The organism is Microbispora sp. NPDC004025, from assembly GCF_053604425.1.
This window is the reverse complement of record NZ_JBSGHN010000003.1, coordinates 121,871-143,421: the sequence shown is the minus strand read 5'-3', so window position 1 is coordinate 143,421 and position 21,551 is coordinate 121,871. Positions and strand designations below refer to the sequence as shown.

The window sequence follows — 21,551 nt, the reverse complement described above, 5'->3', positions numbered from 1 at the left end:
CCACCCGGTCGCTTAATTTCGGAAGGCGCGGCCGGCGGTGCGCCGCGTGGCGTGCCGGTTGGCCCCCGCCCCGGGCGGCAGTCGCTCGTCGTCGTTCCCCCGAAAGGACCCATGATGAGACGAAGTCTCGCCACCGTCGCGGCCACCGGGCTGGCCGCCGCGCTGGTCGCCGCCGGTGGAGCCGCGATGACGACGATGCCGGCCGCGGCCGCCGTCGGCTGCAAGGTGACCTACAAGATCGTCAGCCAGTGGGGCGGCGGCTTCCAGGGTGACGTGGCCATCACCAACCTCGGCGACCCGATCGGCGACTGGAAGCTGGAGTTCGACTTCCCCGACTTCGGGCAGAGGATCGCGTCCGGCTGGAACGCCACCTGGACGCAGTCGGGCGCGCACGTGACCGCCACCAGCATGCCCTACAACGGCTCCCTCGCCACCAATGCCACGGCCAGTGGCATGGGGTTCACCGCGAGCCTCACCGGCGCCAACCCCGTGCCTACCACCTTCTGGCTCAACGGCGCCATGTGCAGCGGACCCGTGCCCCTCAGCCCCAGCCCCAGCCCCAGTCCCAGTCCCAGTCCCAGTCCGAGCGCCTCACCGAGCCCAAGCCCGAGCGCGTCGCCGAGCCCAAGCCCGAGCCCGAGTGCGTCGCCGAGCCCAAGCCCGAGCGTCACCCCCACGCCGGGCACGCCGCGCCCCGGCGTCGGACCGTGCACGCCGGGCGCGGCCTACCCCAACCCGCTGCCGTCATCGTCGGTGACCGCCACCAAGATCCGGGACGGGTTCAACTTCCTGGAAGGCCCGGTCTGGGACGCCACCACCCAGACCCTGCTGCTGTCGCTCATGCGCGACGGCACCGGGTCGGCGGGCGTCCAGCCCGCGGACGTGCTGCGGTTCACCGAGCCGAACACCTTCGAGACCTTCATCTCCGGCTCCGGCAGCAACGGTCTGGCCCTCACCCGGGACGGCGGCACACTGCTGGCCGCTACGCACGACCAGCGCAGCGTATCCTCCTTCCACCTGCCCGACCGGACCCGCGGCGTGGTCGCCTCCTCCTACCAAGGCCGCGCCTTCAACTCACCCAATGACCTCACCGTCGGCGCCGACGGCACCGTCTACTTCACCGACCCCGACTTCCAGCGCGCCAACCGGCCCGACCAGATGTCCGGACGCACCGGCGTGTTCCGGGTCAAGAACGGCGTCGTCTCGCTGATCGACGACACCATCCGGCAGCCGAACGGCATCGTGCTCTCTCCCGACGGCAAGACGCTCTACGTCGGTGGCAACGGCACGGGCCGGATCTACAAGTGGCCCGTCAACCCCGACGGCAGCGTCGGCACCCGCGCCGACTTCGCGTCGCTGAACGGTTCGGACGGCGCGACCATCGACTGTGCCGGCAACCTCTACCAGGCCTCCTTCAACGACGGCAAGGTCCACGTGTACGCGCCGTCCGGCGTGCAGCTCGGCACCATCACCGCCGGGTTGAACACCACCAACGTCGCCTTCGGCGGCCCTGACGGTCAGACGCTGTACATCACCTCGGGCACGCCCTCCCGCGGCGGGAACACCGGCAACTTCGGCCTCTACCGGGTCCGGCTGAACGTCCCCGGCTGGCCGTACTGACCGTCACAGCGCCTCAACTTCCCAGGGCGTTGAGGAAGCGGGCGGCGGCCGGGGCGGCGACCTGCGCTCCGGTGCCGCCGCCCTCGACCACGACGGCGAAGGCCAGGTCGCCCTTGTAGCCGATGAACCACGAGTGCGTGGGCGGGTTCCCGCCGTCCTCGGCCGAGCCGTACTCCGCCGTCCCGGTCTTGCCGGCCGTGCCTGCGGGGAAGGAGACGCCGCTCGCGGTGCCCTCACTGACGACGGCGGGCATGAGGCGGCGCAGCGCGGAGATCACCGCGGGCTCCAGCGCGCGTGCGGGCGTGCCGCCCTCGGGGACGAGCGAGGCCGGGACCAGCCGGGGCGGCCGCCAGGTGCCCGCGGCGACGGCGCCGGCGACCGCGGCCATGTTCAGCGGGCTGGACAGGACGCGGCCCTGGCCGATGGCGGCGGACGCGAGATCGGTGTCGTCGTGCGGCGCGGGGAAGGCCGCGTCCACGGCGGGCACCCCGATCTTGATGCGGGCGCCGAACCCGAAGTCGGCGGCCACCTTGGCCAGGCGGTCCGCGCCGAGGCGTCGCACCGCCATGTCGCCGAACGTCGTGTTGCACGAGTGGGCGAAGGCGTCGACGAAGCGCAGCGTGCCGTAGTCGTGGAATTCGGCGTTGTGGAACGGGAAGCCGCCGATCGTCTTCTCGGCCGGGCACTCGACGGTCTGGCCGGGTGTGACGCCTCCGGCGACCAGGGCCGACGCGGTCACGATCTTGAAGGTGGAACCGGGCGGGTACGCGCCGAGCAGGGCGCGGTTGTAGCCGCCCGGCTTGTTGACCGCCGCGAGGACCTCGCCCGTGGACGGGCGCAGCGCGACGAGCGACGCGGGCTTGTCCACACCCTCCAGGGCCTGCGCCCCCGCCCGGTGGACCCGCAGATCGAGCGTGGTCGGCAGCGGCTTGCCGGGCTTCGCGCCGCCCTCGGCGAGCGTCACGACCCTCGAACCCGTCCGGGCGTCCACCAGGTCGGCCCGGGCGGACGCGGTGCCGTTCAGGCGGGAGCCGTACTGCTCGCGCAGCCCCTCCACGATCTGCTGCACGGAGCCGGGGGTGCCGGGTGTGTCGATGCGGGTGCCGTCGGCGGCCGTGACGGGGGCGCGCTCGGCGGGCACCGTGGTGAGCTTCGCCCGCAGGCCGCCGGTCAACCGGGGATGGACCGCCGCCGGGGTCCAGGCCACCTTCCAGGAACGGTCGCGCTCGACCAGTCGCAGCCTCCCGTCGTAGGAGACAGGCAGCGGGCCGGTCAGCCGGGCACGGAACCGTACGGTCTCCTCCTGGACGGCCGTCACCTGGAAGCGCTGCCCGGTGAGCTTCAGGTCGTCGTGGAACCGCCGGTAGGTGCTTTCGAAGCCGGCCGGCGGATCGGCGGTGAGCGCGCGCATCGCCGCGTAGTCCGAGCGCGACCACGCCGCGAGGAAGTCCCGCGCGGTCTCCTCCGGTGAGCCCTTCGTGCGCAGCACCCACACGGCGGCCCCCGCGGCCACCACCGGCACGAGCACCGCCGCCGTTACGTATGGCCAGCGCCTCCGCTCTCGCATGCGTCCCCCTTCGATCGAGTGCCCGCCAAGAGCAGCAGATGCGCCGGGAGTATGTCCAATATGGATATCGACGTGCTTCATGTGCGATTCGGATATGCTCCCAGCTCGTGGACCTTGTCCGGCATCTCGGCTACTTCCTCGTCGTTACGGAAGAGCTGCATTTCGGGAACGCGGCCGCGCGGCTGGGGATGGCCCAGCCGCCGCTGAGCCAGCGCATCAGGCGTCTGGAGGAGGAACTGGGCGTGCGCCTGTTCGAGCGGTCGAGCCGGCGGGTCGCGCTGACCGAGGCGGGCCGGCTGCTGGTGCCGGAGGCCCGTGAGATCGTCGCCCGAGTGGAGCGAATGCGCGATCTCATGTCCGACCTGGCGCGCGGCGACTCCGCCGTCGTGCGGGCCGGCGTTCCCGCCGACCTCGGCGCCGCCGTGCTCGCCGCGCTCATCGCGGGGTTTCGCGACCGCCGCCCCGACGTACGGCTGTCGCTGACCGAGATGGGCACGGCCGCGCAGGTCGCCGCGTTGCTGGAGGGCAGGCTCGACGTCGGCCTGCTGCGGCATCCGGTCGCCGCGAACGGCCTCGCCTACGGGCCGGTGCTCGTCCGGCATCCGGGCGTGCTCCTGGCCGAGGGCGACGAGCTGACCGCCTGGGCGACCGTGCACCTCGGCGACCTGGCCGGGCGGGATCTGGTGCTGTTCCCCCGGGACGCCGAGCCCGGCCTGTACGACGACACGCTGGCCACCTGCCGCCGCGGCGGTTTCGTCCCGGCCGACATCATCCGCACCGACCGGGCGGAGTTCGCCCTCGGCCTGGTCCTGTCCGGTACGGCCGTCGCGTTCGGCGTCCCCGCGGACATGCCGGGCGTGGTGTGGCGGCCCCTCGCGGGCACGCCCCTGGCCTGGCGCTGCTCCCCGGCCTGGCGGGCCGAGCCGGGCCCGTACGTGCGAGACTTCACCGCCGTGGCCGTACAGGTGCTGAAAGGCAGCGCCGGCATGGTGGACGAAGGCGCTCCGCCTCCACCGCGGGTGGCGCCGCGCCCGGCGACCGGATTCCTCGCATGAGCCCCGCGACGAATCCCGTGGAGCGCGTCTTCCGCAACGCGGGGGTCACCGGATGGCTGCACGCGGTCGACATCGACAGCGGGCGTGAGGTGGGCCTGCGTGACGACGAGCCGGTGGTGCTCGCGTCGGTCTTCAAGGTGCCCCTGCTGCTCGAACTGCACCGCCAGGCCGAGCGCGGGCTTCTCGACCTCGCCGAGCGCGTCCGGGTGACGGCCGCGGGCCGTACGGGCGGGGGCACCGGGCTGGCGGCGATGCTGGACGACGCCACACTGTCGCTGCGCGACCTGGCGTACCTGATGATGGCGGTGAGCGACAACGCGGCGGCCGACGTGCTGCTCGCCCGGGTGGGCCGGGAGGCGGTCAACACGCTGCTCGACGGCCTCGGCCTGACGGCGACCCGGGTGGTGCACGACTGCCGCGACATGCTCACCAGCCTGTGGGTGGACGCGGGCGTGGCCGACGAGTCCGCCGTGACCCAGGCGTGCGCCGACCCCGAGGTGGTGGCGCGGCTGCGCGCGCTCGACCCGGCGCGAAGCAACCGGAGCACGCCGCGCGAGATGACCCGGCTGCTGGCCATGATCTGGCGGGGCGAGGCGGCGGGCGAGACCTCCTGCGCGGCGATCCGCCGCCTCATGGCGCTGCAGGTGTGGCCGCACCGGCTGGCCTCCGGTTTCCCGTTCGACGACGTCGCGGTCAGCGGCAAGACGGGCACGCTGCCGACGCTCCGCAACGAGGTCGGGGTGGTGGAGTATCCCGACGGCGGGCGCTACGCGGTGGCCGTGTTCACCCGGTCGCTCAGCACGGCGCAGAACCAGCCGCGCGCCGACGCCGCGATCGGGACCGCCGCCCGTACGGCGATCGACCAGCTCAGGACCCACATATGACAGACCCTTTCTATGTGGGCGGGAAGGGTGACATGCGGCTCAAGCGTGGCCAAGATGGGGGCATGGTCGAGGAAGGCGCTCTGCTCTGGGAACCGACGCCCGACGTCGTACGTGCGGCTCGGATCACCCGTTACCTGGAACGACTGGGCCGTACGGGGGACTACGAGGACGTGTGGAAGTGGTCGGTCGAGTCGCCGGCCGACTTCTGGACATCGATATGGGACTACTTCGGTGTGGTCGGTACACGTGGTGACGGGCCCGTCATCCAGGGAACGATGCCGGACGCCGAATGGTTCGCGGGATCGGCCCTGAATTACGCCGAGAACGCCCTGCGCGGCCACCCCGGACGGACGGCGGTGATTTTCCGCAACGAATCGGGCAGCCGCTGGCAGTACTCGCTCGGCGAACTCCGCGAGGAGGTCGCCCGGGTCCGGGCAGGGCTCGTACGGCTCGGTGTCGGGCGCGGCGACCGGGTCGCCGCCTATGTCCCGAACATTCCCGAGGCCCTCATCGCCTTCCTGGCCACCGCCTCACTCGGAGCGATCTGGTCCTCCTGCTCGCCCGACTTCGGCGCGCCCAGTGTGACCGACCGGTTCGCCCAGATCGAGCCGAAAGTGCTGGTCGCGGTGGACGGCTACCGCTACGGCGGCAAGGCGTACGACCGGTCGGCGGTGGTGCGCGAGATCGCCGGGAGACTGCCGACGCTGGAGGCGACCGTCTGGATTCCCACCCTCGGCGCCGACGCGGTCGATGCCGGCTTGAGCTGGGACGACCTGCGCGCGGAGACCGCGCCGCTGGAGTTCGAGCGGGTGCCCTTCGGCCATCCGCTGTGGGTGCTGTACTCGTCGGGCACCACCGGCCTGCCCAAGCCCATCGTCCACGGTCACGGCGGGATCGTGCTGGAGCACCTCAAGTCGCTGTCCTTCCACCAGGACCTCGGCGAGGGCGATGTGTTCTTCTGGTACACCACCACCGGCTGGATGATGTGGAACTACCTCATCGGCGGCCTGCTGGTGGGGTCCACCGTCCTGCTGTACGACGGCAGCGCGGCCCACCCCGACACCGGCGCGCTGTGGCGGCTGGCCGCCGAGGAGGGCGTGACCTACTTCGGCACCGGCGCGCCGTACATCACGGCGTCGATGAAGGCCGGGGTGAAGCCGGAGGGGCTGGAGCGGCTGCGTGGGATCGGCTCGACCGGCTCGCCGCTGCCGCCCGAGGGGTTCGCCTGGGTCTACTCCGACGTGAAGCCCGACGTGCAGCTCGGCTCGTTCTCCGGCGGCACCGACGTGTGCACCGGGTTCGTCGGCGCGGTGCCGCTGCTGCCGATCCGGGCCGGCGTCATCCCGTGCCGCTGCCTCGGCGCGTCCGTCGAGTCCTTCGACCCCTCGGGCGCCCCGATCGTCGGTGAGGTGGGGGAGCTCGTCATCACCCGGCCGATGCCGTCCATGCCGGTCATGTTCTGGAACGACCCCGCGGGCGACCGCTACCGGGAGTCGTACTTCGCCGACTACCCGGGCGTCTGGCGGCACGGCGACTGGATAAAGATCCTCCCCGACGGCGGCTGCGTCATCTACGGCCGCTCCGACTCGACCCTGAACCGCGGCGGTGTGCGCATGGGCACCAGCGAGTTCTACCGCGTCGTGGAGCGCTTCGAGGAGATCGCCGACAGCCTCGTCATCGACACCGGGCAGCTCGGCCAGGAGGGCAGGCTGCTGCTGTTCGTCACCCTCGCCGACGGCGCGTCCCTGTCCGACGACCTGGCGTCCCGCCTGCGCACGGCCCTGCGCACCGAGCTCTCGCCCCGGCACGTGCCCGACGAGATCCACGTCGTCCCCGGCATCCCGAGGACGCTGTCGGGCAAGAAGCTGGAGGTCCCCGTACGGAAGATCCTGCTCGGCACCCCGGTCGAGAAGGCCGCCAACCCCGACGCCATGGCCAACCCCGAGGTCCTTTCCCATTTCGCGCCGCAGCAGTAGGCCGGCAACGTATATAAGTGCACTTCTTAGAAGTCGACTTCTAAGAAGTGCACTTATACGGGGGCGGCTTCTACTGCGTGGCCGTCGAATCCACGTCGGTGGACGCGCATGTGCCGGGCACGCTGGCGTTCGCGAACTGGGATGAGGCGATCATCCATCTCCTAGACCACTGCGGTGACCGGTTGATCGTTCTCGATGAGTTCCCGTACCTCATGAAGGCCGATCCCTCGATCGCCTCGATCCTGCAGCGGGAAATCGACGCGCGGGCGGCGCACCGCCGCACCGGCAGCAGGGTCCGGCTGGTCCTCGCCGGATCCGCCATGTCGGTCATGGGGAAACTCCTCGCAGGTCAGGCGCCACTTCGCGGGCGGGCATCATGCGACCGGCCTGGAGCCTGCTGGAGAGGGGATGGGCCGACCGGGTGTGGCAGGCGGCCAGGCCGATCGCCCTCGCGCCTCAGGGCAACCACACACGCCGGCTCCTGTCCGTGGGCGAGGCGAAATGGTCGGAGATCATGAATGTCGGCCACCTGAAGCGCCTGGAACAGGCCAGGGACCAACTGCACACGCGCGGGCTCGACACCCGCGACACGGTGCTCGCCCTCTACAGCGGCGCCGGATTCGACCCCGCACTCACCGGCGCCGCAGCTCGCGACCCCCGGGTCCTCCTGGTCGACCTGCCCATGCTGTACGGCTGACCACGACATCCCCGTTGCCGGGGTGGGCCATGTTCAGACCGCCACTACGTGGACGTCGTATTTGGGGATCTGTCCGTCTCTGGTAACCAAGGAGAGTCCTTCGAACCGGGCCTGAGCGATCAGCAGCCGGTCGAAGGGATCGCGATGAAGGAGCGGCAGCCTCCCCGCTTCGATGGCGTGGCCGAACCGAACGGGCAGTTCGCGAAACTCGCTGTCGCGGATTCTTTCGACCAGGTCATCGGGTGCCACCAGCTTGCCGATGCTCTGCTTGATGGCCACCTCCCACAAAGTGGCCGGGCTCACGAAGACCTCCGGCTCCTGGTCGATCATGCTCTTGACCTCGTCGGCGAGCGTCGGGTCGTCGCTCAGCCACCAAAGGACGACGTGTGTGTCGAGGAGCATCCTCACGGCAGCAAACCGAAATCCCTGGCAATGGCGTCGTTGACCTCAGGCGAGTCCCAATCGTCGGCCATGTGAAGCTGGCCCTTCAAAGAGCCTCTGCCGCGGCGGCTGACCTTGGTTGGGAAGGGGATGACTTTGGCCACGGGACGACCGGCACGGCTGATGACGATTTCCTCGCCATGCTCGACCCGGTCGATGATGCGCGACAAATTCGTCTTCGCCTCGTGGATGTTGTACTGCTCGGTAGCGCCCTCTGACATCGCCAACCCCCTTAGCTAAGTTAGCTTAGCCCGATGTCTCCATCCTGCCCATGCTGTATGGCTCGGCGTGAGGCCGGTCCGGGGGACGTGGCCCGGACGAAGCGCTCGCCCCATTCGCGGACGTACGCGACGAACTCCGGCGGACCGAGCACCTCGAACTCCGCGCCCACGTTGCCCAGCGCCTGGACCGGCCAGTCCAGGGAGGTGGAGGTCATCGTGAGCAGGCAACTGTGTCCGTCGACCTCTTCGACCATGCCCCACTGCCCGGCCGTCGTACGCACCCGGGCGGCGGGGGCGTGCACGAGCGCCTTGACCGTGTGCGGCTCGGGCACGCCGCCGGCCGCTCTGACGAACGCCGCCGCGTCCCGGGCGGGCAGGTCACGCGGGCGGAAGCGGGCCCCCGTGGGCCGTGCCCGAGTCAAACGGTCGAGCCGGAAGCTGCGCCAGTCCTGCCTGGTCAGGTCGTAGGCGACCAGATACCAGCGGCGGCCGAGGGTCACCAGCCGGTACGGCTCGACCTCACGCGAGGAGGGCTCGCGCCCTCGCGCGGCGTAGGAGAAGCGCAGCCGCTCCTCGTCACGGCAGGCCTGGGCGACGGTGGTCAGCACGTCCACGGTGACGATGGGCTCCGCCGAGTTCGCGGAGACCATCGCCTCGCGCAACACGTCCACGCGGCGGCGCAGCCGGGGTGGCATGACCTGGACAACCTTGGTGAGGGCGCGGATCGCGGACGCCTCCATGCCGGTGATCGCGCTCCGCGCCGCCTCGCCCATGCCGACGGCGAGTGCGATCGCCTCATCCTCGTCGAGCAGCAGCGGCGGCAGTACGGCGCCGGGCGCGAGCTGATATCCGCCGTCGGTCCCGCGCGAGGTGTGCACCGGATATCCCAGCTCCCGCAGCCGGTCGACGTCACGGCGCAGCGTCCGTTCGGAGACGCCGAGCCGGTCGGCCAGCTCCCCGCCCGCCCAGCGGCGGTGCGTCTGCAGGAGGGACAGCAGCCGGAGGGTGCGCGAGCTCGTATTCGCCATGGTTCCAGTCTGTCGGCACTTCCGGTCAGGAAGTGGCCGGAAGCCTCCCTAGCGTGGATCTCGAAGCCCCCCCGGAAGGAACCAGTAATGATCAGTCGTGAGATCCGCTTGGCCGCGCCCGTCACCGGCGAGCCCGGCCCGGGCAACTTCACCCTCGCCGAGATCGAGGTGGACGGCGAGGTCGTGGTCAGGAGCGACTACGTTGGCCTGGCCGCGACCTATCTGGAACTTATGCGGGCCGACTGCCGGATCCCGGTGCCCGCCTGGCAGCCCGGCGATCGGGTGGGCGCCGCCGTCGTGGGCACCGTGATCGAGTCCGGCAGCCCGGATCTCGCCGTGGGCGACCTGGTGCAGTCGATGACCGGCTGGAGCGAATACTCCGCGGGCCCGGCCGCGCAGTACGTCAAGCTCGACCGTGCGCAGTTCCCCGACCCCTCCTATCACCTCGGTCAGGGCGTGACGGCCTACTACGGGATGGCCGACGTCGCGGCCGTCGGGGAGGGCGACGTGGTGTTCGTCTCGGGCGCGGCCGGCGGGGTCGGCTCGCTGGCCGGGCAGATCGCCACGTGCAGGGGCGCGGCAAGGGTGATCGGCAGCGCGGGCAGCCCGGCCAAGGCCGCCTACCTGGTGGACGAGCTCGGCTACGACGCCGCCTTCGACTACCACGACGGTCCGGTGGGCGACCGGCTGCGCGAGCTCGCGCCCGAGGGCATCACGGTCTTCTTCGACGTCGTGGGCGGCGAGCAGTACGACGCGGCGGTCCGGGCGGCGCGGCCCGGCGCCCGCTTCGCGCTGTGCGGCTCCCTGTCCCACCAGCTCGGCGGCGGCGCCGACCGCTTCCCGGAGCCGGACCCCGCGACGGCCGAGGCCAGGGGCATCGAGCTGCTGCCGTTCTCCTGCCACCACACCCCGGAACAGGTGGCGGCCTGGCGCGAGCACTTCACCCGATGGCTGGCGGAGGGCCGGTTCGTCTTCCCGCGGACGGTCGTCGAGGGCGGCATCGAGGAGGTGCCGGGAGCGTTCCTGTCCATGCTCAAGGGCTCCTACCGGGGCAACGTCGCGGTGCGGCTGGCGTGAGCGTGCTCTCGCGGCGCGCGCTCAACCGGGCGCTGCTGCGGCGGCAGTTCCTGACGGAGCGCACCGGCCGCACCGTGCTGGAGGTCATCGGGCATCTGGTCGCGATGCAGGCCCAGGAGCCCAACTGGCCCTACGTCGGACTGTGGAGCCGGATCGCCGGCTTCACCCAGGCCCGGCTGGGCGTCCTGCTGGAGAGCCGGATGGTGGTGCGCTCGGCGCTGCTGCGCGGCACCCAGCATCTGGCCGTGGCCGACGACTTCCGCCGGTTCCGGCCGGTGCTGCAACCGGTTCTCGACCGTACGGCGAGCACGTCGTATTTCAGGAAGGCGAGCGGGGGGCTCGACACCGGTGCGCTCACGGCGGCCGGAGCGGAGATCCTGGCGGGCCGTACCCTGCCCCGGCGTGAGCTGGCCCGGCTGCTGACGCTGCGCCATCCCGGCCGGGAGGGGAGGATCCTGGCCGGGGAGGTGGAGCTGAGGACCCCGCTGGTCCACACCCCCGAGACCGCGATGTGGGGCCGCTGGGGCACCCGGAACGCCATCTCCGTCACCCGGGCGGAGGACTGGCTCGGCGCGCCCATGGAACCGGCTCCGGCGGGGGACCTCGTACGCCGCTATCTGGCGGCGTACGGCCCGGCGGGTGTCATGGACATGCAGGCGTGGTCGGGGCTGACGCGGCTGCGCGAGGTGGTCGACGCCATGCGCGGCGAGTTGCGCCGCTACCGCGACGCCGAGGGCAGGGAGCTGTTCGATCTGGAGAGCGCACCGGAGCCGCCCGACCCCGAAACACCGGTTCCCGTACGGTTCCTGCCCGCCTTCGACAACCTGCTGCTCGGCCATGCCGACCGGACCCGCGTGATCGGCGACGCCGATCGGAGACGGGTGATGCCGGGCGCGGCGATGGTGCTGCCGACCTTCCTCGTGGACGGGTTCGTCCACGGCAGCTGGTCGGTCAAGGACGGCACCCTGCGTCTCGTCCCGTTCCGGCCGCTGGGGGCGGCCGGGACGAGCGCGGTGACGGAGGAGGCCGAACGCCTGCTGCCGTTCCTCGGAGCCGGCGACGTCGCGTACCTGTGAAGGAACCGGTCAGGGGACGAGGGCGTACGCCCGGACGGGGAAGGTGCCCATGCCGGAGACGGCGACGGGCGCCGCGTGGAGACGGAACCCGGTCTGCGGCAGCCGGTCGAGCCCGCGCAGGTGCTCGATGATCGGAACACCCGCGCTGAGCAGGGCGGTGTGGGCCGGGCGCAGGCCGTCGGCCATGTCGTCGATGTTGACGCTGTCGATGCCGACGACGGCCGGTTGCCGCTCGGCCAGCAGCGCGGCCGCGTCCGCCGTCAGGAAGGGGTGGTCCGGGTCGCCGTAGGACGGGCCGCCCCAGTGCCTGTCCCAGCCCGTACGCAGCAGGACCGCGCGCCCCGTGACGTCGTGGCCCTCGAGCGCGTCGGCGCCGATGCCGCGCTGAGCGGACCCGGAGGCGTCGATCAAAAGACCGGGGAGGTCGACCAGCCGGGCCAGGTCCACCTGGGCCAGGTCCTCGCCGTCCGCGAGGCGGTGGAACGGCGTGTCGAGGTATGTGCCGGTGTTCGCCACCATCGTGATGCGGCCGATGTGGAACTCGGTGCCCGGGGCGTAACGGCCGCGGGAGTCCTCGCGCGTCAGATAGTCGCCGATTTCCGGCCCGGGCACGCCCGGATAGGTGAGCATGCCGTGCCGGACGACATGGCTGAGGTCGACGACGCGGCCGCGCGGGTGGGTTGTCACGTTGAGCACCCTATGTGATCAGGACGAGGTAGCCAGGACGCGTTCGTACGCCTCCCGCAGCAGCCGGGACGCGCGCGGGCGATCGGTATCGGGACGGGGGACGCCCAGGTGCTCCTCGCGCAGCTCGTCCATCAGGTCGTCCCAGAGGGACGGGCCGCCCTCCTCCAGCAGCCGCGCCCGGATGGCCAGGGCGGGGGTCGTCGGCCGGTGCCGCAGCCCCCACGAGCCGAGCGCGACCATGACGGGAACCGTCTGGATGCCGGCCTCGGTGAGGCTGTAGGTGCCCCGCCGTCCCCGCCCCGCGTCCTCGTGGGTCAGCAGGCCATTGGCGACGAGGGCCTTGAGGCGGCTGCTGAGGATGTTCGACGCGATCCCCTCCTCGGAGTTGGTGAGCAGGTCACGGAAGTGCCGGCGCCCGCCGAAGATCACATCCCGCAGCACGATGAGGCTCCACTGGTCTCCGAGCGCCTCCACCGCCGCGTTGATCGCACAGCCCGATCGCGGTCCTTCTCGCACGGCCACTCCCAAAGTGATTGCGTTTTGCTACTACCTAGCTTACGCTCATCCTCAGTGATTGCAATCCGCAACCACTGATCGGAACCAGGAGATCAGCCATGTCTCGCGTAAGAGTGCACAACTTCGCCGTCTCCCTGGACGGCTTCGCCACCGGCGAGGGTCAGACGCTCGATGAGCCGTTCGGCCACGCCGGCGAGCGGCTCCACGAGTGGTTCTTCGAGACCCGGACGTTCCGCGCCATGCAGGGGAAGACCGGCGGCGGCACCGGGGTCGACGACGCCGTCACCCGTACGTGGGACGCGGGCATCGGCGCGGAGATCATGGGCCGCAACAAGTTCGGGCCCCAGCGCGGCCCGTGGGAGGACCACGAGTGGACCGGATGGTGGGGACCGAACCCGCCGTTCCACACGCCGGTCTTCGTCCTGACCCATCACCCCCGGCCCTCGGTGGAGATGGAGGGCGGCACGACGTTCCACTTCGTCGACGCCACCCCGGAAGAGGCGTTGCGGCAGGCGCGCGAGGCCGCCGGCGGCCTGGATGTGCGGATCGGCGGCGGACCGAGCACCGTCCGCCAGTTCCTGGCCGCGGACCTGGTCGACCACATGCACATCGCCGTCGTCCCGATCATCCTGGGCCGCGGCGAGCGGCTGTGGGACGGTCTCGAAGGACTCGAGAAGCGATTCCGGATCGAGTCGGTCACCACCCCCAGCGGCATCACCCACATGACCTTCACACGACGGTAGCTCCCTGAAAGGCTGACGGACATGACCGAGAACATCACCTCGAAGGACGGCACGACCCTCGCCGTCGACACGATCGGTCAGGGCGCGCCGGTCGTCCTCGTCGGCGGTGCCTTCAACGACCGTTCGACCGTGGCCGGGCTCGGCGCCGAACTCGCCTCGGCGTTCACCGTCGTGACCTACGACCGGCGCGGCCGGGTGGGCAGCGACGACAGGAGCGAGGACTACTCGGTCGCCAACGAGGTCGACGACCTGGCGGCCGTCATCGAGCACGCCGGCGGCCGGGCCTCGGTGTTCGGCCACTCCTCCGGGGCGATCCTCGTGCTGGAGGGGGCCATGCGCGGGCTGCCGGTCGACCGCGTGGCCGTCTACGAGCCGCCGTACTGCGCCGGCGAGGACCAGCCGAGGCCGCCGGCCGACCTGTACGACCGGCTCAAGGCCCGGGTGGCCGCCGGGGACCGCGACGGCGCGGCCGAGTTGTTCCTCGTCGAGGCGGTCGGCGTCCCGGCCGGGATGGTCGCGGGCATGAAGGCCGGGCCGGAGTGGGCGTTCCTGGCCGACAAGGCGCCCAGCCTGCCGTACGACCTGCTGGTCAGCACCCCGTGGCAGGTCATGCCGTACGAGCGGCTCGCCGGGGTCGGCGTGCCGGTGCTGGCGGTCTACGGCGACCAGACGGCGCCGAACCTCGCGGAGGGGACGAAGGCCGTCGCGGCGACCGTGCCCGGCGCCGAGCTGACGGTGATGCCCGGAGAGGACCACGGGGTGCTGCAGCGGCCGGCCGCGCTGGCGCAGATCCTGACGAAGTTCTTCGGCTGAGGTAGCCTGCCCCAGCCGGACGGCGGGAAATTGTCGGAGCGGGCGGATACCTTCGAGACGGCATGCGAATCGACGGCGCGACCACTGAGCCCGCCACCGGGCTGATCGGCAGGGAGCATCCTGCCGCGATGCTGCGTGCCGAGATCACCCGGGCGGTCGGCAGCCACGGCGGCCTGATGCTGGTCGCCGGTGAGGCCGGGATCGGCAAGACCACGCTCGTCACCAGCGCGGCGGAGGAGGCCAGGCGCCTGGGCGCGCTGGTCCTCGGCGGATCGTGCTGGGACTCCGACAACGCCCCGGGCTACTGGCCCTGGGTCCAGGTCCTGCGGGGGATGCGGCGGTGCGCCGCGCCGCAGGAGTGGGCGGCGGCCGAGGAGGCCGGCGGCGCCGGCCTCGCCGCGCTGCTCGGCGAGGCGCCCGGCGGCGACGCGGCCGAGGGCTTCCGGCTGTACGACGCGGTGACGAGCGCGCTGGTCGCGGTGTCGCAGAGCCGTCCCCTGGTGGTCGTGCTGGAAGACCTGCACTGGGCGGACACCGCGTCGCTCAGGCTGCTGGAGTTCGCGGCGCAGCACACCTGGTTCGAGCGGGTGCTGCTGGTGGGGACCTACCGGGACGTGGAGGTGGAGGCGGCCGACCACCCGCTGCGGCCCCTCGTGCTGCCGCTGGCGGCGCGGGCGACCACGGTGACCCTGACCGGCCTCGAACGCGACGAGGTCGGCGCGCTGATGACCCGCGCGGCCGGCCGCGACCCCTCCGCCGACCTCGTGGCCGAGGTGCACCGGCGCACTGGCGGCAACCCGTTCTTCGTGGAGCAGACGGCGCGCCTGTGGCGCAGCGGCGGTTCCGTCACCACGATCGCCCCCGGTGTCCGCGACACGCTGCTGCGGCGGCTGTCCCTGCTGCCCGCGCCGGTCGTGGACCTTCTCGTCACCGCCGCGGTGCTCGGCCGCGAGTTCCATCGCCAGGTGCTGGCCGCCGTCGCCGCGGCTCCCGTGCTCCACGTCGAACGGCTGCTCGACCAGGCGGTGGCCGCCCGGCTCGTCGTGGCGAAGGGGACGGGAGGCGGGGAGGTCTTCGCGTTCGCGCACGACCTGGTCCGTCAGACGCTCTACGAGTCCCTCGACGAGAAGGCGGCCTCCCGCCGGCACGCCGCGGTCGTCCACGCCGTCGACCGATCCGCCGGCCTCGCCGAGCATGTGCTCCCCGCCGACATGGCCCGGCACGTCTACCTCGCCGGTGACCACGTCGAGCCGCCTCTCGCGGTGGACCGGCTGCTGTCCGCGGCCCGTGACGCCGCCGCCCGCCTGGCCACCGAGGAGGCGGTCGGGCACTACCGCAGATCGCTCGAACGTGCCGCCGTCGCCGGCGACCCGCGCCGCCACGTCGTGATCGCTATCGAGCTCGGCCGTGAGCTCTACAGCTGGAACGACCACGACGGCGGCCGGCGTGCCTTCGAGGAGGCGGCCGCCGTCGCACGGGAGAGCGCCGATCCCGAGCTGATCGCCCGGGTGGCGCTGTCCGTCTACGCGGCCTGCGGCGGCGAGATCGGCCCGCTGGGCGCCGACCTGCTGCGGGAGGCGCACGACGAACTGGTCCGGGGCGGGCGGCCCCCCGACGGCGGGCTCTCCCTCGACCGCCTCGCGCGGGACCTGGCCATCCACGTCGCGGTGCTCGCCCGGAGAGGCGACGACGACGAGGCGCTGGCGTTCAGCCTGTGGGCCTACCACGACACCATCTGGGGGCCGGGCACCGCACCGGAGAGGGCGGCGCTCACCGGGGAACTGCTGACCCTGGCCCACCGCACGGGCGACGCGGAGATGGAGAGCATCGCCGCCGCGCTGCGCTGGGTGGCGCTGCTCGAACAGGGCGATCCCGCCTATCTCGCGCAGTTCCGCGAGTTCGTCGCGCTCGGCGGCCGCACCGAGCTGCCCCGCATCGACATCGCCACGGTCAGCGACCGCAGCATCATCGCCGCCCTCATGGGCGACTTCGACGAGGCGGAGAGCCTGCTCGACGAGATCGCCGGGCACGAGCACGGGCACGGGCATTTCGCGTACATGCTGGATCACCACCGCTGGGCGGTGCGCATGCTCCAGGGCCGCCACGACGACCTCGACGAGATCCACCGCGCGCTGCGCAGGAGCCCGCACCCCTGTCCCGGCCTGCTGGAGGCCATGACCGCGCTGCACAGGGGGGACGGCGGCGCCGCGCTGCGCCACCTGCGCGACACCATGGCCGGGGGCGAGCCGCGGCCTTCGATACAGCCCCTGTGGCTGCGGTTCCAGGCCATGGTCGCCGCCTGGTCGCGCGACCCCGAGCTGTGCGAGAGAGCCAGGGCCGCGATCGAGCCGTATGTCGGCGGCTGGGCGGTCTCGATGTACGGCTGGGACATCGGCGGGCCGGTGATCCTCCTGCGCGCTCTCGTCGACGCGGCGCAGGAGCGCTGGGACGACGCGGTCGACGGTTTCACCGCCGCCTGGCACTCCGCCGACCTGCTCCTCGCCCGCCCCTGGTCCGTCGAGGCGCGGGCACATCTCGGTGATGCGCTGCTGCGGCGGGGCGGCCCGGGCGACGCGGAGGAGGCCGGGAAACTGCTGGACGACGTGGAGGGCGAAGCGGCGCAGCTCGGCATGCGGCACGTCGTGGAGCGCGTCCGGCTGGCTCGCCTGAGGGAACGCGCCGCCGTGCGTGGCCCCACGGCGCTGCCGAAGGCGGCCGAGTTCCGGCGGGACGGCGCGGTCTGGACGCTGGGGTTCGGCGGCCACACCGTCCACCTGCCCGACGCCAAGGGGCTGCGCGACCTGCACTGCCTGCTGAACCATCCCGGGGCCGACCTGCCCGCCGTACGGCTGCTCGACCCCGAGGGCGGGGAGATCGTCGTCGCCGCCCGGGCGATGGGCGGCGACGCGGTCCTCGACGAGGAGGCCAAGGCGCGCTACCGGCGCAGGCTCGCCCTGCTGGACGAGGAGATCGACCGGGCGGCCGAGCGGGGAGACGACGACAGGGCGGCCGAGTTCGACCGGGAGCGGGCGGCCCTGCTGGCCGAACTGCGCTCCGCCTCGGGGCTCGGCGGGCGCGACCGCCGCCTCGGTGACGAGGCCGAGCGCGCCCGTAAGGCCGTCACCGCCCGGATTCGTGACGTGCTGCGCAAGCTCGATCGGCTGCATCCCGCGCTGGCCGCCCATCTGCGTGCGGCCGTCTCCACCGGCGCCACCTGCCGCTACCGGCCCGAGCACGACATCACCTGGCGCCTGTGACGCACATCGCTCAGCCGGCGCTGTAGAACGCCGGATATCCCGCGCAACCGGCGGTGTCCAGCCGCTTGGCCGACGAGATCTTGTCATTGAACTTCCACTGCGACGAGCTGAGATTGGGCACCGTTTCGCCGGGGCGGATGCAGTAGTGGCGATCGCGATACTGCTTGTCGTCGTACACGACCCAGGCCTTCCAGTCGTTGTTGGTCAGGGAGCTCGTCTTGTCGCTGAAGGAGCCGAGGTCGGGGCTGGAGGTCGGCATGTACACCCGGTCGTAGGCGTCGTTCGACACGACCGTGTACATGACCTTGACCCAGCCCTCGTAGCCCGCGTCGTCGTGCAGGACCAGGGTGTGCCACTCGTCGTCCACCGCGTGCGCGGGGGTCGCGGCCGCGGAGACGCCCAGCACCGCCATGGCCGACACGACGGTCGCCAGCCCGAGCCGCACGCTGATTCCAGACATGTTTCCCTCCCAGGGGGATCGTTCGGATGTCTGAGAGGAGCGTGCCGATCAGGGCTTGGCGGCTGCTTGTGCCGGCCTTGGCGTCTACTGGTACGGCCCGCGGGCGGGACCGGCTCACTACTTGCGGTTGTAGAGGCGCATGGTCAGCGCGCCGAAGACCACGATCGAGGCCGCGCCGCAGGCCAGCACCCAGGTGATCTCCCCGGTGTCCGGGCTGCCCGCCATCAGCGAACGCGTCGCGCTGACCAGGTGGGAGATGGGGTTGACACCGACGAACGCCTGCAGCCAGCCCGGCATGGTCTGCGGGTCCACGTAGACGTTGCTGAGGAAGGTGAGCGGGAACAGCACCAGCATGCTGATGCCCATCACCGACTTCTCGCTGCGCAGCAGCAGTCCGAACATCGTCCAGATCCACGAGAACGCGAACGAGAAGGCCACCAGCAGCGCGATCGCGGCCACCACGCCGGTGACGCCGCCCTGCGGGCGGAAGCCCAGCACCAGGCCGACCACGAGGATGACCGTCGCCGCCATCGTGTAGCGGAGCGCGTCGCCGAGCAGGTAGCCGACCATGGTGGACGGCCGCCAGATCGGCAGCGTACGAAAGCGGTCGAAGACGCCCTTCTCGATGTCCTTGTTGACCTCGACCCCGGTGTACATCGTGATCATCACGACGCTCGTCACCATGATGCCCGGGAGCAGGAACTGCAGATACTCCGTCGGCGATCCCGCCAGGGCGCCGCCGAACAGGTAGGTGAACATCAACGTCATCATGATCGGGAACGCGGTGACGTCGAAGAGCTGCTCGGGCACGTGCTTGATCTTCAACATCGCCCGCCAGCCGAACGTCAGCGAGGCCGACAGCGCGCTGGGACGCGGCGGGCGCGCGCCTGGGGCCAGGACCGCGCCCAGCGTCTCGGCCGCGGGGACGAAGGACGTGCCGCTCTCGGTGGTCGTGGTGCTCATGCCGCCTCCTCCTGCGCGTTCTGGTCGGTCGCCGGGTGATTCGTGAGTGCGAGGAAGACCTCGTCGAGGCTGGGCTGGCCGAGGGAGAAGTCGTCGACGACGATGCCGGACGCGGCCAGCGCCGCGAGGGCGCGCGAGGCCCGCTCCGCTCCGGCGTCCGCGTCCTCGCCCGGGATGCGGGTGGTCAGGGCCACGGGATCGGCTTCGAGGTGGACGGGCGCGTTCAGCTCCCTGGCCAGCACGCGCTCCGCCTCCGGCCGCTGCGCGGCGTCCCGCAGCCGCACGTGCACCGACCCCGAGCCGACCGACGACTTGAGCTCGCCCGGGGTGCCCTCGGCGATGACCTTGCCGTGGTCGATGACCGCGATCCGCCCGGCCAGCCGGTCGGCCTCGTCCAGATACTGCGTGGTGAGCAGCACGGTCGTGCCGTGGGCGACCACGATCCGCACGATGTCCCAGACCTGGTTGCGGCTGCGCGGGTCGAGCCCGGTCGTGGGCTCGTCCAGGAACAGCAGGTCGGGGGTGTTGAGGATGCTGGCCGCGATGTCCAGCCTCCTGCGCATGCCGCCCGAGTAGGTCTTGACCTGCCGCCCGGCGGCCTCTGTCAGCCCGAAGGCCTCCAGCAGCGCCATGGCCCTGTCCTTGGCGGCGGGCTTCTTGTGGCCCAGCAGCCTGCCGAGCAGGACCAGGTTCTCCATCCCGGTCATCTCCTCGTCCACCGAGGCGTACTGGCCCGTCAGGCTCACCCGGGTGCGCACGGCGTCGGGCTCGCGCAGCACGTCGTGGCCGAACACCCTGGCCTCACCGCCGTCCGGGCGCAGCAGGGTCGCCAGCATCTTGACCGCGGTGGTCTTCCCCGCTCCGTTGGGGCCGAGCACGCCGTACACCGTGCCCGCGGGCACGGTGAGATCGAGCCCGTCCACCGCACGGTTCTCGCCGAATATCTTGACCAGGCCCGATGTCTCTATCGCCAGGTCCGTCGTCCGGTCCCGCATGATCTGTGTCTCCTTCTGTCTGTTCACCCGACAGGCGCCAGATCGACGGGCAGGGCCCGCTAGATCGGATCTAGCGGGCCCTGGGGGAGCGGTCCGTCAGGCGGGACGGCAGGAGACCGTGGGCCAGGTCCGGTTGCCGTGATGCTTGATCGTCACGCCCCAGGTGTCACCGTGGCCGTTCGGCCGGGCGGTCATGACGTTCGTGACGGGGTTCCACCTGGTGCTGACGTTCCAGGTCGCGACGACCTTCGCGGGGCGGGGCACGGTCATGGTCACGATCCAGTCGTCCGAACCCGTGACGGTGACGCCGAGGTCGTACCGGTCGGGCCACTTCGCGCCCGCCGAGAGGGTCGCGGTGCAGCTTCCCCCGGAGGACGGCGACGGGCTGGGGCTGGGCGAGGTGCCGGGAACGGCGGCGTTGAGCGCGTTCAGCACCGCCGTGTACGCCGGCTTCTTGCCGCCGTCGCCGTCGAACAGCAGCGGGGTGTCGTTGCTGCGCCAGGAGTCGGGGTCCCGGACGCCCCACACGGTGACGCCGGTGCAGCGGGGGACGCTCAGGCAGTCGGTGAACACGTCGGCGTACGTCGCGGGCGGGGCGCCCTGGATGTCCAGCTCGGTGATCTGGACGTCGACGCCGAGGGCGGCGAAGCTCCGCAGCGTGGTGCGGAAGTCGGCGGGGTAGGGGTTGCCGCTGTTGAAGTGCGCCTGGATGCCGACGCAGTCGATGGGCACGCCGCGGGACCTGAAGTCCTTGACCATGGTGTAGACGGCCTGCGTCTTGGCCGAGGTCCAGTTCTCGATGTTGTAGTCGTTGTAGCAGAGCTTGGCGGCCGGGTCGGCGGCCCGCGCGGCGCGGAAGGCGTGTTCGATCCAGTCGTCGCCGGTGCGCTGGAAGTTCGAGTCGCGCCGCCCTCCGGTGCCGTCGGCGAAGGCCTCGTTGACCACGTCCCAGGCGTAGATCTTGCCCTTGTAGTGAGCCATCACGCCGTTGACGTGGTCGATCATCGCCTGGCGCAGCGCGCTGCCGGACAGGTTCTGCAACCACTGCGGCTGGCCCGAGTGCCAGAGCAGGGTGTGGCCGCGTACCTGTTTGCCGTTCTGCACCGCCCAGTCGAAGACGCGGTCACCCGGGCCGAAGGTGAACACGCCCTGCCGGGGTTCGGTGGCGTCGAGCTTCATCTCGTTCTCGGGCGTCACCATGGTGAACTCGCGGCCGGCGATCTCGGTGTACATCGGGTCGCCGAGCTTGCTCGTGTTGATCGCGGTGCCGAAGTAGCGCCCGGTTTGGGCCGCCGCCGCGCCCAGCGTGCCGGCGGCGGCGTCCGCCCGGGGGATCCCGGCCACCGCGAGGCCCGTCGACAGCGCCGCGACGGCGCCGAGCACGAGCGTACGGCGGACGACTCGGCTCCCGGCGAGGAGACGGCCGATCATCGGCCTCCTCCGGGGGAGGGCCGACCCGCGGGTTGTGCCGTGAC

General features: G+C 71.6%; 20 protein-coding genes. 10 read left to right on the top strand and 10 right to left on the bottom strand.

Going from position 1 to position 21,551, the window contains the following annotated elements; genetic code table 11:
- The first annotated feature begins 111 nt into the window (after positions 1-111).
- Positions 112-1,620 (top strand): SMP-30/gluconolactonase/LRE family protein, encoded by a 1,509-nt coding sequence (locus ACWEQG_RS08860; RefSeq protein ID WP_452283118.1) that lies wholly within the window; start codon positions 112-114, stop codon positions 1,618-1,620.
- 13 nt (positions 1,621-1,633) lie between these two features.
- Here ACWEQG_RS08860 and ACWEQG_RS08855 read toward each other — a convergent pair whose 3' ends face one another.
- Complete coding sequence (locus ACWEQG_RS08855; RefSeq protein ID WP_452283116.1) at positions 1,634-3,187, bottom strand: penicillin-binding transpeptidase domain-containing protein; 1,554 nt, start codon at positions 3,185-3,187, stop codon at positions 1,634-1,636.
- A gap of 107 nt (positions 3,188-3,294) precedes the next feature.
- Here ACWEQG_RS08855 and ACWEQG_RS08850 point away from each other — a divergent pair, with 107 nt between their 5' ends.
- From ACWEQG_RS08850 to ACWEQG_RS08835, 4 genes are all read left to right on the top strand, one after another.
- Entirely contained in the window at positions 3,295-4,242 is a 948-nt protein-coding gene (locus ACWEQG_RS08850; RefSeq protein ID WP_452283114.1) for a LysR substrate-binding domain-containing protein, read from the top strand.
- Positions 4,239-5,126, top strand: coding sequence for a serine hydrolase (locus tag ACWEQG_RS08845; RefSeq protein ID WP_452283113.1), 888 nt, complete (start codon positions 4,239-4,241; stop codon positions 5,124-5,126). Before ACWEQG_RS08850 ends, ACWEQG_RS08845 begins: the two co-directional genes overlap by 4 nt.
- A gap of 62 nt (positions 5,127-5,188) precedes the next feature.
- Positions 5,189-7,102 carry an acetoacetate--CoA ligase gene (locus tag ACWEQG_RS08840; RefSeq protein WP_452283111.1) on the top strand — a complete coding sequence of 638 codons (1,914 nt, stop codon included), beginning with the start codon at positions 5,189-5,191 and terminating at the stop codon, positions 7,100-7,102.
- Between the two features lie 376 nt (positions 7,103-7,478).
- Positions 7,479-7,799 (top strand): hypothetical protein, encoded by a 321-nt coding sequence (locus ACWEQG_RS08835; RefSeq protein WP_452283109.1) that lies wholly within the window; start codon positions 7,479-7,481, stop codon positions 7,797-7,799.
- A gap of 33 nt (positions 7,800-7,832) precedes the next feature.
- On the opposite strand, the gene ACWEQG_RS08830 is transcribed toward ACWEQG_RS08835, so the two are convergent.
- From ACWEQG_RS08830 to ACWEQG_RS08820, 3 genes are read right to left on the bottom strand one after another with little or no spacing between them, the layout of a single operon-like run.
- A complete protein-coding gene (locus tag ACWEQG_RS08830) occupies positions 7,833-8,201 on the bottom strand; it encodes a type II toxin-antitoxin system VapC family toxin (protein ID WP_452283913.1) in 369 nt (122 codons plus the stop codon).
- A 2-nt stretch (positions 8,202-8,203) separates the two neighbouring features.
- Positions 8,204-8,461: a type II toxin-antitoxin system Phd/YefM family antitoxin gene (locus ACWEQG_RS08825; RefSeq protein ID WP_142648136.1), complete on the bottom strand. Its 258-nt coding sequence runs from the start codon at positions 8,459-8,461 to the stop codon at positions 8,204-8,206.
- Positions 8,462-8,481: 20 nt separating this feature from the next.
- On the bottom strand, positions 8,482-9,489 hold the full coding sequence (locus ACWEQG_RS08820) for a helix-turn-helix transcriptional regulator (protein WP_452283107.1): 1,008 nt from the start codon (positions 9,487-9,489) through the stop codon (positions 8,482-8,484).
- Positions 9,490-9,576: 87 nt separating this feature from the next.
- Between ACWEQG_RS08820 and ACWEQG_RS08815 the strand changes: the two genes are divergently transcribed.
- On the top strand, positions 9,577-10,566 hold the full coding sequence (locus ACWEQG_RS08815) for a zinc-binding dehydrogenase (protein ID WP_452283106.1): 990 nt from the start codon (positions 9,577-9,579) through the stop codon (positions 10,564-10,566).
- A complete protein-coding gene (locus ACWEQG_RS08810) occupies positions 10,563-11,642 on the top strand; it encodes a winged helix DNA-binding domain-containing protein (RefSeq protein ID WP_452283104.1) in 1,080 nt (359 codons plus the stop codon). Before ACWEQG_RS08815 ends, ACWEQG_RS08810 begins: the two co-directional genes overlap by 4 nt.
- Positions 11,643-11,651: 9 nt before the next feature.
- Here ACWEQG_RS08810 and ACWEQG_RS08805 read toward each other — a convergent pair whose 3' ends face one another.
- Together ACWEQG_RS08805 and ACWEQG_RS08800 are read right to left on the bottom strand one after the other, a co-directional pair.
- The gene (locus tag ACWEQG_RS08805) at positions 11,652-12,329 is read right to left on the bottom strand and encodes a cyclase family protein (protein WP_452283102.1); all 678 of its coding nucleotides are present in this window, start codon (positions 12,327-12,329) and stop codon (positions 11,652-11,654) included.
- 18 nt (positions 12,330-12,347) lie between these two features.
- A complete protein-coding gene (locus tag ACWEQG_RS08800) occupies positions 12,348-12,845 on the bottom strand; it encodes a winged helix-turn-helix transcriptional regulator (protein WP_363460946.1) in 498 nt (165 codons plus the stop codon).
- 98 nt (positions 12,846-12,943) lie between these two features.
- Here ACWEQG_RS08800 and ACWEQG_RS08795 point away from each other — a divergent pair, with 98 nt between their 5' ends.
- The 3 genes from ACWEQG_RS08795 to ACWEQG_RS08785 all read left to right on the top strand — a co-directional run bounded on the left by ACWEQG_RS08795 (position 12,944) and on the right by ACWEQG_RS08785 (position 17,658).
- Complete coding sequence (locus ACWEQG_RS08795) at positions 12,944-13,588, top strand: dihydrofolate reductase family protein (RefSeq protein WP_363460948.1); 645 nt, start codon at positions 12,944-12,946, stop codon at positions 13,586-13,588.
- A gap of 21 nt (positions 13,589-13,609) precedes the next feature.
- Positions 13,610-14,401 carry an alpha/beta fold hydrolase gene (locus ACWEQG_RS08790; RefSeq protein ID WP_363460950.1) on the top strand — a complete coding sequence of 264 codons (792 nt, stop codon included), beginning with the start codon at positions 13,610-13,612 and terminating at the stop codon, positions 14,399-14,401.
- A 62-nt stretch (positions 14,402-14,463) separates the two neighbouring features.
- Complete coding sequence (locus tag ACWEQG_RS08785; protein WP_452283100.1) at positions 14,464-17,658, top strand: AAA family ATPase; 3,195 nt, start codon at positions 14,464-14,466, stop codon at positions 17,656-17,658.
- A gap of 10 nt (positions 17,659-17,668) precedes the next feature.
- On the opposite strand, the gene ACWEQG_RS08780 is transcribed toward ACWEQG_RS08785, so the two are convergent.
- The 4 genes from ACWEQG_RS08780 to ACWEQG_RS08765 all read right to left on the bottom strand — a co-directional run bounded on the left by ACWEQG_RS08780 (position 17,669) and on the right by ACWEQG_RS08765 (position 21,507).
- Positions 17,669-18,118, bottom strand: coding sequence for a hypothetical protein (locus ACWEQG_RS08780; protein ID WP_452283099.1), 450 nt, complete (start codon positions 18,116-18,118; stop codon positions 17,669-17,671).
- A gap of 117 nt (positions 18,119-18,235) precedes the next feature.
- Positions 18,236-19,081 carry an ABC transporter permease gene (locus tag ACWEQG_RS08775; RefSeq protein WP_363460956.1) on the bottom strand — a complete coding sequence of 282 codons (846 nt, stop codon included), beginning with the start codon at positions 19,079-19,081 and terminating at the stop codon, positions 18,236-18,238.
- Complete coding sequence (locus ACWEQG_RS08770; protein ID WP_452283097.1) at positions 19,078-20,076, bottom strand: ATP-binding cassette domain-containing protein; 999 nt, start codon at positions 20,074-20,076, stop codon at positions 19,078-19,080. The genes ACWEQG_RS08775 and ACWEQG_RS08770 overlap by 4 nt, the downstream gene beginning before the upstream one ends.
- A 96-nt stretch (positions 20,077-20,172) precedes the next feature.
- On the bottom strand, positions 20,173-21,507 hold the full coding sequence (locus tag ACWEQG_RS08765; RefSeq protein WP_452283096.1) for an endo-1,4-beta-xylanase: 1,335 nt from the start codon (positions 21,505-21,507) through the stop codon (positions 20,173-20,175).
- Positions 21,508-21,551 lie beyond the last annotated feature (44 nt).